13 protein-coding genes and 1 pseudogene are annotated in these 13,448 nt (G+C 64.5%); 5 read left to right on the top strand and 9 right to left on the bottom strand.

Features of this window, described 5'->3' with window-relative positions:
• Window positions 1-78: 78 nt before the first annotated feature.
• The 3 genes and pseudogenes from AC07S4_RS18460 to AC07S4_RS18450 all read left to right on the top strand — a co-directional run bounded on the left by AC07S4_RS18460 (window position 79) and on the right by AC07S4_RS18450 (window position 1,595).
• Entirely contained in the window at window positions 79-981 is a 903-nt protein-coding gene (locus AC07S4_RS18460; protein WP_494988045.1) for a hypothetical protein, read from the top strand.
• A 270-nt stretch (window positions 982-1,251) separates the two neighbouring features.
• Window positions 1,252-1,329 (top strand): annotated as a pseudogene (locus AC07S4_RS18455) (hypothetical protein); the annotation flags it as partial.
• Window positions 1,330-1,442: 113 nt separating this feature from the next.
• Window positions 1,443-1,595, top strand: a complete 153-nt coding sequence (locus AC07S4_RS18450) for a hypothetical protein (protein WP_494988263.1) — start codon at window positions 1,443-1,445, stop codon at window positions 1,593-1,595.
• Between the two features lie 24 nt (window positions 1,596-1,619).
• On the opposite strand, the gene AC07S4_RS18445 is transcribed toward AC07S4_RS18450, so the two are convergent.
• The 9 genes from AC07S4_RS18445 to AC07S4_RS18405 all read right to left on the bottom strand — a co-directional run bounded on the left by AC07S4_RS18445 (window position 1,620) and on the right by AC07S4_RS18405 (window position 10,241).
• Complete coding sequence (locus AC07S4_RS18445) at window positions 1,620-2,171, bottom strand: hypothetical protein (RefSeq protein WP_494988044.1); 552 nt, start codon at window positions 2,169-2,171, stop codon at window positions 1,620-1,622.
• A 45-nt stretch (window positions 2,172-2,216) separates the two neighbouring features.
• A complete protein-coding gene (locus AC07S4_RS18440) occupies window positions 2,217-2,696 on the bottom strand; it encodes a VOC family protein (RefSeq protein WP_494988043.1) in 480 nt (159 codons plus the stop codon).
• A gap of 52 nt (window positions 2,697-2,748) precedes the next feature.
• Window positions 2,749-3,798 carry a ribosome small subunit-dependent GTPase A gene (rsgA, locus tag AC07S4_RS18435; RefSeq protein WP_494988042.1) on the bottom strand — a complete coding sequence of 350 codons (1,050 nt, stop codon included), beginning with the start codon at window positions 3,796-3,798 and terminating at the stop codon, window positions 2,749-2,751.
• A 290-nt stretch (window positions 3,799-4,088) separates the two neighbouring features.
• The gene (locus tag AC07S4_RS18430; protein ID WP_494988041.1) at window positions 4,089-6,689 is read right to left on the bottom strand and encodes an NHL domain-containing protein; all 2,601 of its coding nucleotides are present in this window, start codon (window positions 6,687-6,689) and stop codon (window positions 4,089-4,091) included.
• Between the two features lie 55 nt (window positions 6,690-6,744).
• Window positions 6,745-7,125 carry an adenosylmethionine decarboxylase gene (gene speD / locus AC07S4_RS18425; protein WP_494988040.1) on the bottom strand — a complete coding sequence of 127 codons (381 nt, stop codon included), beginning with the start codon at window positions 7,123-7,125 and terminating at the stop codon, window positions 6,745-6,747.
• Entirely contained in the window at window positions 7,122-7,304 is a 183-nt protein-coding gene (locus tag AC07S4_RS18420) for a hypothetical protein (RefSeq protein WP_494988039.1), read from the bottom strand. The genes speD and AC07S4_RS18420 overlap by 4 nt, the downstream gene beginning before the upstream one ends.
• On the bottom strand, window positions 7,301-8,767 hold the full coding sequence (locus AC07S4_RS18415; RefSeq protein ID WP_494988038.1) for a DUF4178 domain-containing protein: 1,467 nt from the start codon (window positions 8,765-8,767) through the stop codon (window positions 7,301-7,303). The genes AC07S4_RS18420 and AC07S4_RS18415 overlap by 4 nt, the downstream gene beginning before the upstream one ends.
• A 10-nt stretch (window positions 8,768-8,777) precedes the next feature.
• On the bottom strand, window positions 8,778-9,830 hold the full coding sequence (locus AC07S4_RS18410) for an SPFH domain-containing protein (protein WP_494988037.1): 1,053 nt from the start codon (window positions 9,828-9,830) through the stop codon (window positions 8,778-8,780).
• Window positions 9,831-9,854: 24 nt separating this feature from the next.
• The gene (locus AC07S4_RS18405) at window positions 9,855-10,241 is read right to left on the bottom strand and encodes a DUF350 domain-containing protein (RefSeq protein ID WP_494988036.1); all 387 of its coding nucleotides are present in this window, start codon (window positions 10,239-10,241) and stop codon (window positions 9,855-9,857) included.
• A gap of 61 nt (window positions 10,242-10,302) precedes the next feature.
• Here AC07S4_RS18405 and AC07S4_RS18400 point away from each other — a divergent pair, with 61 nt between their 5' ends.
• Window positions 10,303-11,814: a polyamine aminopropyltransferase gene (locus AC07S4_RS18400; protein WP_494988035.1), complete on the top strand. Its 1,512-nt coding sequence runs from the start codon at window positions 10,303-10,305 to the stop codon at window positions 11,812-11,814.
• The gene (locus AC07S4_RS18395) at window positions 11,814-13,424 is read left to right on the top strand and encodes an NAD(P)-binding protein (protein ID WP_494988034.1); all 1,611 of its coding nucleotides are present in this window, start codon (window positions 11,814-11,816) and stop codon (window positions 13,422-13,424) included. The genes AC07S4_RS18400 and AC07S4_RS18395 overlap by 1 nt, the downstream gene beginning before the upstream one ends.
• The last annotated feature ends 24 nt before the right edge of the window (window positions 13,425-13,448 follow it).

Here is a 13,448-nt window from a genome sequence, read left to right as displayed (position 1 = left end):
AAATGTTCATATGAAGCCATCCTGGATCGCCTGCCTCCCTTGTCTTGCCATGCGGCCGATGCGCCAGTGGCGCCCAGAATGGAAGTGCACAGCCTGGCGCGCGAGTTTGTCGCGTTCTGGGACGGCACGCAGGGCTGGCCCGAGGCCGAGCGCGTGCAGGCCTTCAAGACACAGGTGGGCGCCAAGTTTCCGGAGTTTTACAGCGTGACGCGCTATGCCGGCAGCCGCACCGAAGCCGAGCACGACGAAATCATCCGCCGGAATATCGCGGTGTTCGGCAAGCAGCGGCAGGCCTATCTGGACAAGGTGAGCCAGTTCGACGCCGACTTGCCCCGCCATATCGCAACCTTCACCGCCGCGTTTCCGGACTTCAAGCCCGAAGTGACCACTTACTTCCTCCATGCGCTGGGAGAAATGGACGGCGGCCCGCGCGAACTCGGCGGCCGGCGTTACCTGGTCTTCGGCGCCGACGGCATGGTGCGCTACCACGGCAACGGCGACGAGGCCGCCTTCTTCCACCATGAGCTGTTCCACGTCCATCACCAGGCGCAGGCGCCCGATTGCGACGACAGCGTGCTGTGGCAGCGCCTGTGGACCGAAGGCCTGGCCACCTATGTCTCCAAGGTACTGAACCCGCAGGCGAACGACCGCGAAATGCTGCTCGACCTGCCGGAAGGCAGCGCCGCCCGCATCCGGGGCCAGCTTTATGCCAGCCTGGCGCAACTGGAGCAGGTGCTCGACAGCGGCGACGACAAGCAGCTTGGCAGCCTGTTCCACATGAACGGCGCCAGCGTGGACGGCTTGCCGCCCCGGCGCGGCTATATGCTGGGCTATCTGGTGGCCCAGGAAATCGGCAAGGCCCGCACTCCATCCCAGCTTGCCAGCCTGAGCTGCGCGCAGGCGCGGCCGCTGATCAAGGCCGCCATCGGTGAACTGAAGCGGCAAGCAGCCCCCGCCAGCGTCCAACTGCAGACGCCATAACAGGCGCCATAACAAGTACGCCACGCTATTGAGGCAGATCAAATTGTCCATGCCCGGAGGCGCTGCGGCCGAGCGGACCGACGTTACAATTTCCGGATGCGGTTCGACCATGACACGGGTTACAAGCAGTTATTCTCCCATCCGGAACTGGTGTGCGAGTTGCTGGCCCTATGTTTGCCGCATCGCTAGTCCCGGCGGCTGAAAACACAGGCCTGCGAGCGTATCAACGCCAGTTATGCCAGCGACAGCGGCCGTCAGCGACACGATGATATGGTGTGGCACGTTCAAGCGCCTGGTGGCGAAGACGATTTCTATCTCGTGCTCGAATTCCAGTCCCAGCCGGACCGCCGCATGGCCGAGCGTATGCAAGTTTATATAGGTCTGCTGTATCAGGACTTGTTCAAGCAGGGACGCTTGCAGCATAGCTGCAGACAGCACGCTGGAGGAGGTACGCATCATGCATGGCAAACAGTTTGCTGGAACGGCAGGCCGGGCCGCTGGCACAGGAAGTGGCCGCAAAGATCGATGCAGCCGCCCCGGAACTACTGCAGCAATGGCTGGATCAGGCCATCAATGGCGAGCGTCCGCAGCAACTGCTCGAGTTTGCGGACTAAGCAAAGCGCGGCTGTCCGAAGCGCTCAGGAACACATGCCGTAGGCTTTACGGTCTTCGAAATAACGGTAAGTAAAGGTACGCACCGGATACCGGTCGCGGTTAATCACCATGACCGGTGGCGTGAAATCGAAGCGATCCGGCAGCTTGCCTTTGAATTGCAGCCTGAACCGGAATTGCGTGGCGTCCGACGTCGCGGTGGCCACCATCAGCACCGGCATTTCCTTAATGACCTCTACTATTTCCGGTCGCGCACTGGTGCCGCGCTGGTAAATGCTGGCGATTTCAGCCGTCGCCAGCGGAGCACCTTTGGGCTGGGATATCTTGAATGCCCGGCTGGCGAATTGTGCTTGCGTATTTCTGGGCAGCATATATACCAAACCTATCTCCACCCCGCCTTCCGGCAGCGCCGCCGGCGCAGTCGCCGTCACGAAAATACCCTTGGGCAGATCAAAGCGCGACTCATCCGCCCAATTCTTGCAGTCCGGTGTTTTGGCCTGGTACAAATCGACAGGCGTGTAGTTATCGCCGCAAGCGGCAAGGGCAAATAGCAGGGGTAGTGGAGCGTAGCGGCGCATTAGCGATACCGGTAAATGTTTGAACTACCCGCATGGTAGCAGAAATCAGCGCTTTTCCTCCATTAAAGCCAATAAATGGCCGTCCGGATCGCGGAAAAACGCCATCCATAATTCGTGATCCGACATCTTGGCTACTAAATGCGGCGTTCCATCGAAAGGAACGGATTTCGATTTCAACTTGTCCGTCACCGCGTCTATGTCTTTCACCGTAAAGTAAATACATGTTCCTTGCGCAGGTTCGATCTTTCGGCTTGTGCCCTCCAGCATCAAACGTATGCCATCGCAGCTGAAAAACACCAGCTCGCCAAAACGGTAGAGTTTATGTAATCCCAGCGTTTCTCCATAAAACTGTTCGGCCCGGTCCGCATCGGACACCGACATCGCAATTTGCCCAACTTTCAATAAAGCCATCGCTGCCTCCCCAAGCTGAGTTGATCTCCACAGCGTAGGCGCATTGCGGCGCGCATTCAAGCGTGCCGTGCCCAGCGTGCACAATTCAAGCACGATCAAGCCAGAAGCTGGCATGGAAAGGGGCGAAAAGGGGCAAAAAAGGGGCGGAAAACCGCCCCCAGCCCGTTTAGTTCCGCTTGTCGCGGCTGCGGGCGGTGCCAGCTTTGTTTAATACTTTCCACTTCGCTTTTTCAGCAATGCGCTCCAGCGGCGTTTGCTGGCCGCGCTGGGCGTCGCGCAGCAGCTTGTGATAATTCAATAGCCGGTCGGCATGGACATTCCCCCGCACGGCGCAGCCCGGTTCAGATTCGTGGCGGCAATCGCGAAACTGGCAAGCGGCGGCGAGCAATTCGATATCGCTGAATACGGAGGCCAGAGTTTCTTCATCCGCATCCGGCCGCCACGTGCGCAATCCGGGCGTATCGATAATGCACGTGCCGTCGGCGCATGAATGCAAGGAGCGGGCCGTAGTGGTATGGCGTCCTCTGCCATCGCCTTTTCTAATACTCCCCGTTTCCTGGTGCGCAGCGCTTAATGTATTGGTGAGTGTGGATTTTCCTGCTCCCGATGAGCCGAGCAGGCATAAGGTCTGGCCGGCGCCCAGCCATGGAGCCAGTTCGCTTATTGAATTCCGGCTTAATGCATTGATGCACACCACTGGAATATGGGCGAGAAACCGCTGGTTTATATTATTTAGGTGCTGTTCAGCGTTTTCGGTTATATCCGCCTTGGTCAATACAATTACCGGAAATATTCCGGCTGATTGCACAACCGCAATATAACGCTCCAAGCGGCGGAGATTAAAATCATGATCCATCCCCATTACCAACAGCACTGTATCGATATTGCTGGCGATGGCTTGCCGCTTGCCGTCGGCTGAAAGCCGGGAAATGTGGTTGGCTGGGGGTAAGTGCTGGCTTATCCACAGCTCATGATGGCTATTGTTTTCCACAACGAGCCAGTCGCCGACAGCCAGTATGCGCTGTGAGATTAATCGCGGCAGGGCGCGGGCTTGATATTCGGCCTTGCCGTCGTGGACGGTAAACCAGTCGCGCTGGACTTCCGTCAAGCGCATCAGGCGGGCGCCTTCTGCAGCGGGTTCCAGCCCGGCCAATTGGCCGGCGGTGAATTGATTAAATCCGATGCGGCGTAAAATTTCGAAATTGAATTCGATCATGATGAGTGGTGTTCCTGTATTCGAGGCCGCTCGCGGCGCGCGCGAGCACAGCCATCCGCAAAACGCGGAGGCGCGAAAAATCAGGGATAGGCCGGCACGCGATCAGGCGCGGCGCAACACCAGCTCGGTTAAAGCAAAGGAGGGCGGTGGAAGATCAGGCGGCCGGCAGGAGGGCAATGTCAACGTGGCGCATGGTTTTCTCCTGTGGCGGTGATGGGAAGTGCCAGTGTGGCACGGCAGGCTTGCCTGGTCAATCGGCGCCGCCCTGGAAAGGCGGCGCCGGGGCGCTGTTATGGCAGTGCGATCTTGACCACGTTGCGGTCGGAGTCGACCACCAGCGTTTTATCATCGATCAGGCGAATGACGCGCGGGTAGTACAGGCCGCCCGGCAGGCTGCCTGTCCGCAGGCCGACGCGGCCGAAAGCGCCAGCCACCGTGCTGACGGTGCCGTCCGGCGTGATCTTGCGGATCACGTGGTTGCCGGTGTCGGCCACGTACAGATTGCCCTGGCTGTCGGCGGCGATGCCGGTCGGGCTGTTAAAGCGCGCTGCATTGCCTTTGCCGTCCGCATAGCCGGGCACGTTGGTGGCGCCGGCAAACAGCTGGCTGCGGCCGCCCGCCGCCACGCGGCGGACCTCGCTGCTGCGCTGGTCGACGATGTAATAGTCCTTGCCAACCACGGCCACGTCGGTCGGCGTGTCCAGCGTCGGGCCGAGTTCCGGCTCGGGATAGGCGAGTATGGTCGACAGCGTGCTGCCTTTGACTTCGCGCAGCATGTGGTTGCTGGTGTCGGCCAGGGCCAGCGTCCCGGTTCCGGTGTTCCAGACCAGGCCGCGCGTCTGGCCTATGCTGCCGCCCGCGCCGTCCAGTTTACCGGCGGTGCCGGTGCCGCTGTGGGTGCTGACCATGCCGGCGGGCGTGATCTTGCGCACTTTGTAACTCCAGTCGGACACGTACAGATTGTCGGACGGATCAAGCGCCAGGCCCATCACAAAGTAGAAGCTGGCGCTGTCGGCAGGTCCATCCAGCTTGCCAAGCTGGTTCAGCCCGCCGGCCACGGTGCTGACTGTGCCGTCGGCCGCGATCTTGCGCACCGCGCTGTAGCTGTCGGCCACGTAGACATTGCCCTTCTTGTCCGGCTGCAGGGCCGAGATGTCGCGGAAGCGTGCTTGCCGGGACGTACCGTTGACGCTGATGGTCTCGCGCGCGGTGCCGGTCAGCGTGGTGAGCACGCCGTTGCTGATCTTGCGCACCAGGTTGACGTCGATGAAGGTCAGGTTGCCGGCAGCGTCCAGCACCAGGTCGGAGATGCTGGTCACGCGGGCCTGGTCCAGCGGGCCGTCCACCTGCGGGGAAACGTCGAATTCGCCCGCGCCAAGGGGACGGGCGACCGGGGTGGTGACCTGGCCGTCCGGCGTCATCTTGCGCAGCGCGCCGCCGTTCAGCTCGGCGACGTAAACCGTGCCGTCGCCGGCCACGGCCACCGACCACGGTAGGAACAGGCGCGCTTCACTGCGGCTGCCGTCGTTGCGGCCGCGCTGGCCCGCCAGGCCCATGATCGTGCTGACCTGGCCGGCCGGCGTGACTTTGCGTATCGTGTAGTTGCCGGAGTCGGCCACGTAGAGGTTGCCGGCGCTGTCCAGCGCAATGCCTTTCGGATAGGAGAAGCGCGCGGCGCTTCCCTGGCCGTCGCTGATGCCGGATTCGAGCTCGGCGCCGGCCAGCGTGGAGACCACGCCCTGCGGCGTGATCTTGCGCAGGGCGTGCCCGGACAGCACGAATACCGTGCCGTCCGGCGCCACTTCCATGGCGCCCGGGCCGGTGAAGCGCGCCTGCGCACCCGGGCCGTCCACCGGCTGGGCGGAGGCCACGCCGCCTGCCAGCGTGGTGACCACGCCGGCAGGCGTGATTTTGCGGATGGCTTTGTTTTGCGCGTCGCTGACGTACATATTGCCCGCCGCGTCCAGTTCCACGTCGGCCGGGATGGCGAAGCGCGCGGCGCTGCCGGTCCCTTCCGCATAGCCCCGTGCCGTGTCGCCGGCGACCGTGCTGATGCCGCTTTGCGTGCTGAACTTGCGGATGCGGTTGCCGTCCACCAAGGCGATATTGCCGGCCGCGTCGGCGCCCAGCGCCGTCAGGCCGATGAAGCGCGCCGAACCCAGCGTGCCGTCCTCATCGCCCGCCGACACGCCGTCGCCGGCCAGCAGCGAGATGCTGCTCGGGTAGGACGCGGTGTAGCGGATGCCGCTCGCCATGGCGGGCGCCAGCAGATCCTGGTTCTCCTGGCTCTGCGCGATGGCCGACAGCACGTCGCCGCGCGCGGCGCCCGCGCGCAGCACGCCGACCCAGTAGTCCAGGCCGGCCTTTTCCGGGGCGCGGTGCAGCACGTTGAAATAGATCTTGGAGACCAGGCTTTGCGGGTCGGGATCGGCGCCGTACAGTGCGATGAATTCGCCGCTGCGGATGAAGGCGGAGGCCACGTCGATCTGGCTGGCGCCCTGGTCCATCTGGCTCATCCAGTAGCCCAGGCCGGCGGCGTCCGGCGTGCGGTTGAACGCGGCCTGGTAGATGCGGTACACCTGGCCCGGCACGCCGCCGGTGTCGAGCGCGATGCTGGTGTCGCTGAAGTGGATGCGGCTGCCGTCCGCCAAAGTGCGTGCCGGCTCGATGCCTGCCAGGTGGGTCACCGTGTAGACACCGTTCTGCTGCGTGATGCTGTAATTGGTGCTGGGACCGTAGATGGTCAGCGTGCTGGCCGCCGCCGCGCCGGCCGCGGCGCCGCCTTGGCGCAGCTTGGCCGCCGGGGCCGCGGCGGTGTCGGACGTGCCGCCGCCGCAGGCGCTCAGCAGGAGCGCTGCGGTAGCAGCCGCAGTCCAGAATTGATAGGCCATTTGAGTTTCCTAGTGGAAAAAAGGCCTATTATTGCATCTTATTTAAAACTGCCCGTCACGCGGGCGCGGCGGCGCGGCGCACCGTGTGCAGCACGCAGGAATGCGGGGCCAGCGCCGCCTGGATCACGCCCAGCGCGGTCTGCGGCTGGCTGGCGCCGCACATGAAGATATCCACAGCCGCAAAGCCGTTTTCCGGCCAGGTATGGATGGAAATGTGGGATTCGGCGAGCAAAACCACCCCGGTTACGCCCATGCCGGCGCCAAAACCGTGGAAATGGCTGTGCAGCACGCGCGCGCCGGCCGCCGCCGCCGCCGAGCGCAGCAGGGCCTCCAGCTCGTCGCAGTCGCCCAGGCGGCCGGCCTCGATGCCGGACAGGTCGGCCAGCAAATGGCTGCCGGCCGCCAGGTGCACGGTGTGCGCGCCGGCCTCGCTCACTTGTGGCCTCCGCCGCCGCCCGAACCGCCGCCGTAGCTGCCGCCGCCGCCGCCGGTGTGCGAACTCCAGCCCGAGCCGCCACCGCTATAGCCGGAGCTGGACGAGCCGAACATGCGCGCCCAGCTGCTGCAGCTGGTCATGGTGAACACCAGCAGCGCGTAAATCAGATAGCGGTTCAAGACTTGTCCCCTTTATCGATGGAGTCCAGGAACAGCGCCGGCAGGTAGATGGCCAGCGCGCCGAGCAGGTTGAAGACCAGCGAACCGCCGAAGTTCACCAGCAGCGGAATCGCGTTCACGGCCAGCATCACCATGATGAATTTTTTGGCAGCGGCGGCGTAACGGCCTTTCTGCGGCGGCGCGCCGGGCGGCTTGCCCTTGATCTTGAGCCCGAACCAGGCGTTGATCTGGTCGGTGGCCACGCGGGTCGAGCGCGACCAGGTCAGCTCCTCGCCGCTCAGTTCCGCCGCCAGCCGGGTCTGGCCGTGTTCGAACTCATACACGTGGGTATGGTCGCCCACCTGCACGCGCCAGTTGAAGGCGCCCGCCGCGTACACCACGGTGGCGCCGTAGTCGTACAGCTTGCCGAATTTGACCTTGTCCAGCACCACGCTGTCCGCGCCGGTGCCCTCCCATGCCGGCCATTCGGGCAGCACGCCGGCGCGCCACCAGCCTTCGTCCGTCTCCACCAGCCAGCTGAATCCCGCGCGCGGGCTGGAGATCAGGTACTCGGTCCAGCGCGCGCCCTCATCGTCCTCGCGCAGCATGAAGCCGATCACGCGCCAGCGCTGCTTGTTGATGTCGGCCTCGGCGCCCAGCGGCAGGGTGGGGCGCATGGCGTCCACCTGTTCGCCGGCCGCCAGCACCAGCGCCTTGGGGCTGGCCGCGTCGATCTGCGCATGGCAGGCGGGGCACAGCAGGTTGGCGGTCTGGCCGGGCAGGTAGTTGATGGCGCTGCCGCAGGCGGGGCAGTCCAGCGCGGACAGCTTGCCGCGATAGCGGCCGGCGCTGCGTTCAATCGCGTCCTCGTCGCGCAGCAGCTGGCATTGCATGGCTTCCAGCGTGACCGAGACGCCGGTGTACACCACCGGCTCCTCGCCGTCCGAATAATCGAGCGTGACGAAGCTGGCGCCGCGCCGGAAGTCGGCCACCCTGGCCTGCCAGCCTTCGCCCACTTTGAACGGCAGCTCGCCCTGGCCGCCTATGCAGTCGGCCACGCGCACTTCGGACACCATCAGCCGTTCGCCGCCCACGCGCACCGTCTCGCCGGCCTGCAGGTCGCCGAAGGCCGGCAGCGGCGGCGGCGTTGCACGCGCCGTGGTGACGGTGTACAGGCCGGACGAATCGCCCAGCCAGGAAGTGGCGCCGTCGTCCAACAGCAGATACCACTCGTTCCACATGCCGGCCGAATAGCGCAACTGGATGCGGCCGATGACGGTGAACGCGCGCCCGCCCAGCACTCCGGAGGCGCCGATCTGCAGCGGCGAATAGTCCTCCAGCACCGAGGAGATCTTGCCCAGGTCCTTGACCGCGTCCGCATCCTTCAGCACGCGGGTGTTGCAGTACTCGCACACGGCCATGACCGAGGCGTGCGAGCGGAATTTGACCTCCGCGCCGCAGCTGGGACAGGAAACGATTTGCATGTACGCGGTCTTAGCCTATCAGTTTCTTGAGCAGCTCGGACTTGGCGCTGTCGTAGTCGGCGGCCGAGATCAGGCCTTTGTCCAGCAGGCCTTTGAGTTTTTCCAGGCGCGCTTCGATGCCGTCTTCGGCGGGGGCGGCAGGAGTGGCAGGAGCGGCCGCTGTGGCGGGATGCGAACTGGCCGGCGCCAGCGTGGAACCGACCGCCTGGCCCATGGCCTGGCCCAGCATCACGCCCGCGCCCAGGCCTGCGCCTATGCCGGCGATGCCGCCTTCGTTCTGCGCCGCCAGCGGAATGGCGGTGGCGGTCTGGAACTTGGTGAAGCCGCTCAGCTTGTCGGCGCTCAGGCCGCCCTTCATGCCGGCCGAGATGCGCTCGTCCAGCGCGGCCTGCAGTTCTTCCGGCAGGCTCACGCTGGCCACGTTGAATTCATCCAGGCCGATGCCGTAGCGCGCGAAGGCGTCGGCCAGGTCGCCGCGCACTTCCTGCGCCATCAGCGCCTGGTTGGCGGCCATGTCCAGGAAGGCCACCTTGGCGCCGCCCAGCGAGCTGGCCATGGTGGCCATCAGGATGCCGCGCAGCTGTTCTTCCACGTTGTCGCGCGTGTATTCCTCGCGGGTGCCGCTCAATTCGGTGTAGAACTTGCGCGGGTCGGCCACGCGGTACGAGTACATGCCGAAGGCGCGCACCCGTATCATGTCGAAGTCCTTGTCGCGGATGGTGATCGGCTGCTGCGTGCCCCACTTGCGCCCGGTCTGCACGCGGGTGCTGAAGAAGTACACGTCCGACTTGAACGGCGAGTCGAACAGCTTGTCCCAGTTTTTCAGGTTGGTCAGCAGGGGCAGGGTCTGCGTGGTCAGCGTGTGGGTGCCGGGGCCGAATACGTCGGCGATCTGGCCTTCGTTGACGAACACCGCCACCTGCGATTCGCGCACCACCAGCACGCCGCCGTTCTGGATCTCCATGTCCGTCATGGGGAAGCGCCAGGCCAGCACGCCCTCCGTGTCTTCCGTCCATTGCAGAACGTCGATAAACTGCTTCTTGATAAAGCTGCCGAGGCCCATGATAGTCGTCCTTAAAGTGCGGTGTCAGGAAATGCAGGCGGCGTTGATGGCGCCGATGGACAGCGAGATGGCGCCCAGCAGGCCGCCAAACGCGGTGTTGCCCGATTCAATATGGTCTTGCGCCATGCGCAGCGCGCGCGTGGTGCAGAAGTACGCCAGGATCTGTACCGCCATGGCGCCGAAGGCCCACAGGAAGAACTGCTGGTAGTCCGCCGTGTGCAGCAGGCTGGAGGCGATGGTCATCGAGAAGCCGAGCAGCGCGCCGCCCAGCGACAGCGCCGCCGCATTGTTCCCCTGCCTGATCAGCAGCACCTCGTTGTAGGGCGTGAGGCGGGTGTAGATCATAAAGAACATCACCAGCAGCAAAGCGGCCAAAAACAGGTGGATCACATAGTTTAGGATGGGCGGCACGGCGTTCCTCGGTTAAAGTGGCTATCCTGATAATTGTTCATCATAAGACATTCGCACCCACATGACAAAAAAGATTCTGATCCTGTCCGTCTTCGTGGTGGCATCCTGCGGCCTGGCTTACGAACTGATCGCCGGCGCGCTGTCCAGCTATCTGCTGGGCGACTCCATCCTGCAGTTCTCCACCATCATCGGCTGCTATCTGTTTGCCATGGGCGTGGGCGCCCACCTGTCCAAGTACGTGAAGGACGAGGACGTGCTGGCGCGCTTCGTCGACATCGAACTGGCCGTGGGCCTGATCGGCGGCGTTTCTGCCGCGCTGCTGTTCCTCACCTTTTCGTGGATGACCGCGCCGTTCCGGGGCCTGCTGTACACCACCGTGTTCATGATCGGCTGCATGGTGGGCATGGAAGTGCCGCTGGTGATGCGCGCGCTGAACGAGCGCAATACCGAATTCAGTGAGCTGGTCAGCCGCGTGCTGACCTTCGACTACCTGGGCGCGCTGGCCGTGTCGCTGCTGTTCCCGCTGGTGCTGGCGCCCTATCTGGGGCTGGTGCGCACCGGCTTCCTGTTCGGCATGCTCAATGTGGGCGTGGGCCTGTGGACCATCTACGTGTTCCGCGCGGAGCTGGCCAACGTCACCGGCCGCGTGCTGCGCGCCTCGGTGGTGATGTGCGTGCTGCTGTTCGGCTTCGCCTCGGCGGACCGCATGACGCACTGGGGCGAGCACGGCCTGTTCGGCGACGAAATCGTCTACTCCACCACCACGCCCTACCAGCGCCTGGTCATCACGCGCTGGAAGGACGATCTGCGCCTCTACATCAACGGCAACCTGCAATTCTCCTCGCGCGACGAGTACCGCTACCACGAGGCGCTGGTGCACCCGGTGATGGAGGCGCTGCCGTGGGCCAGGCGCGTACTGGTGCTGGGCGGCGGCGACGGCCTGGCGCTGCGTGAAATCCTGCGCTATCCCAACGTCGAGCAGGCCACCGTGGTGGACCTGGATCCAGCCATGACGGGCGCCTTCACCACCCGCGAAGAGCTGGTGAAACTGAACGGCGGCTCCTTCCGCGACAAGCGCGCCCGCGTCATCAACGCCGACGCGGCGGTGTGGCTGCAGAACTCCACCGAGATGTTCGACGCCGTCATCATCGACTTCCCCGACCCGTCCAGCTTCGCGCTGGGCAAGCTGTACTCGGTGCCCTTCTACGGCCTGGTGAAGAAGCACCTGGCGGCAAAGGGCCTGGTGGTGGTGCAGTCCACCTCGCCGTTCTTCGCGCCCCATGCCTATTGGACCGTGAACTCCACGCTGAACGAAGTGGGCCTGGCAACCCACCCTTACCACGCCTACGTTCCTTCGTTTGGCGAGTGGGGTTTCATCCTGGCATCGCCGCAGCTGGAGTACAAGCCGCCCACCTCCTACAAGCTGCCGATGCGCTACCTGAACGCGGACACCACGCGCGAAATGTTCATCTTCCCGCCGGATATGAAGCCCCTGAAGATGGAACCCAACCGACTCAACACGCAGTCGCTCGTGCATGAATTCGAGCAGGACTGGCGCCAGGTGATACGCTGATGCTGCGCCGTTCCTTCCTGGCCTGGGCCGGCGCCAGCGGGCTGGCCGCCGCAGGCAGCGTGGCGGCCTTCCAGCGCTGGCAGGAGATCACGCCCACGCTGCATTTCCCCGGCCGCGACGAAGGCCACTTCATGCGGGACCGGCACGCCTTGCCGCCGCCGTCCGAGGTGCTGGAAACGGATGTCGCCATTTTCGGTTCCGGCATAGGCGGCTTGTCGGCGGCGTGGAAGCTGAACAGGCTGGGACACAAGGACTTCCTCATGGTGGACGGACCGCAGCCCTACGGCAACGCGGCCGGCGGCCGCTTCGGCGATCTTGAGTATCCCACCGGTGGTCACTACTTGCCGCTGCCCTCGCCGGAGTCCGTCCATGTGCGCGAAATCCTGGCCGACCTGGGCGTGATCCAGCGCGATCCCTTTGGCGAAAAGCCGTATTACGACGAACGCTTCCTGCTGCACGCGCCGGAAGAACGCCTGCTGTACAAGGGTAAATGGCAAGAGGGCTTTATTCCCACCGAAGGCGTGCCGCCGGGAGAGCTGGCGGAGCACAAGCGCTTCTTCGCCGAAGTGGAGCGCCTGCGCCAGACGCGCGGCAGCGACGGGCGCCGGATTTTCGTCTTCCCCACCGTGCAGTCCTCGGAGGATCCCGAGTGGCGCAAGCTGGACGGCATCACGCTCAAGCAGTGGCTGGAGCTGAACGGCTACCAGTCGCCCACCTTGCACTGGTACCTGAACTACTGCTGCCGCGACGACTACGGCGCGCGCTACGACCAGGTGTCCGCATGGGCGGGCCTGCACTACTACTGCAGCCGCTGGGGCCGCGCCGCCAATGCGGAGAACGGCACCTGGCTCACCTGGCCGGGCGGCTTGCAGCCGCTGGCTTCCGGCATGGAGCGCGCCTCCGGCGTAAAGCGCGCGGGCGGCACCGTGGTGTCGCTGAAGCGCACCAGCGCCGGCATCGAGGCGCTGTGCTTCCGCCTCGAAAACGGCAAGCCGCGCAGCTACCTGGTGAAAGCGCGCAAGGCCATCTGCGCCATGCCGCTGTACGTGGCCGAGCGCGTGGTGGACGGCATACGCGACATGGGCTACGAGCCGCAGCGCGACACGCCCGTGTATTCGCCGTGGATGGTGGCCAATTTCCTGCTCAAGCGCTTTCCGGAGGAGCTGCCGCGCGCGCCGCTGGCGTGGGACAACGTGGTGTACCAGGAGCCGGGACTGGGCTTTGTGGTGTCCACGCACCAGGACATCCGCGTTACGCCGCCGGAGAAAACCGTGTTCAGCGCCTACGTGGCGCTGTCCCACCGCACGCCGGTGAGCGCGCGCCGGTGGATGGTGACGGCCACGCCGGCGGAACTGCTGGAGCTGGCCAGCGCCGACCTGAAGACCGCCTACGGCGCGCAGTTCGCATCCTGCGTCGAACGCGTGGACATCACGCTGCGCGGCCACGCCATGGCGGCGCCGCTGCCCGGCTTCCGCAGCAACCCCGGCATGAAAGCGCTGCGCGAACTCGATGGCCCCATCCTCTTTGCCCACGCCGACCTGTCGGGCTTTTCGGTCTTCGAAGAGGCCGCATGGTGGGGCTGCCGCGCCGCGCAGCTGGCGGCGAAATAATCACCTATGTGATTATTGTATAGA

The organism is Pseudoduganella sp. GW821-FHT05F09, from assembly GCF_059419605.1.
Note: the sequence above shows the minus strand (reverse complement) of the source record. Positions and strands in the feature narration are given on the sequence as shown.

What these genes read in the sequence shown, in the direction of transcription:
- AC07S4_RS18460 (WP_494988045.1), top strand. Translation starts at nt 79, where the DNA reads ATGGAAGTGCACAGCCTGGCGCGCGAGTTTGTCGCGTTCTGGGACGGC.
- AC07S4_RS18450 (WP_494988263.1), top strand. Translation starts at nt 1,443, where the DNA reads ATGGCAAACAGTTTGCTGGAACGGCAGGCCGGGCCGCTGGCACAGGAA.
- AC07S4_RS18445 (WP_494988044.1), bottom strand. Translation starts at nt 2,171, where the DNA reads ATGCGCCGCTACGCTCCACTACCCCTGCTATTTGCCCTTGCCGCTTGC.
- AC07S4_RS18440 (WP_494988043.1), bottom strand. Translation starts at nt 2,696, where the DNA reads ATGCCAGCTTCTGGCTTGATCGTGCTTGAATTGTGCACGCTGGGCACG.
- rsgA (WP_494988042.1), bottom strand. Translation starts at nt 3,798, where the DNA reads ATGATCGAATTCAATTTCGAAATTTTACGCCGCATCGGATTTAATCAA.
- AC07S4_RS18430 (WP_494988041.1), bottom strand. Translation starts at nt 6,689, where the DNA reads ATGGCCTATCAATTCTGGACTGCGGCTGCTACCGCAGCGCTCCTGCTG.
- AC07S4_RS18415 (WP_494988038.1), bottom strand. Translation starts at nt 8,767, where the DNA reads ATGCAAATCGTTTCCTGTCCCAGCTGCGGCGCGGAGGTCAAATTCCGC.
- AC07S4_RS18410 (WP_494988037.1), bottom strand. Translation starts at nt 9,830, where the DNA reads ATGGGCCTCGGCAGCTTTATCAAGAAGCAGTTTATCGACGTTCTGCAA.
- AC07S4_RS18400 (WP_494988035.1), top strand. Translation starts at nt 10,303, where the DNA reads ATGACAAAAAAGATTCTGATCCTGTCCGTCTTCGTGGTGGCATCCTGC.
- AC07S4_RS18395 (WP_494988034.1), top strand. Translation starts at nt 11,814, where the DNA reads ATGCTGCGCCGTTCCTTCCTGGCCTGGGCCGGCGCCAGCGGGCTGGCC.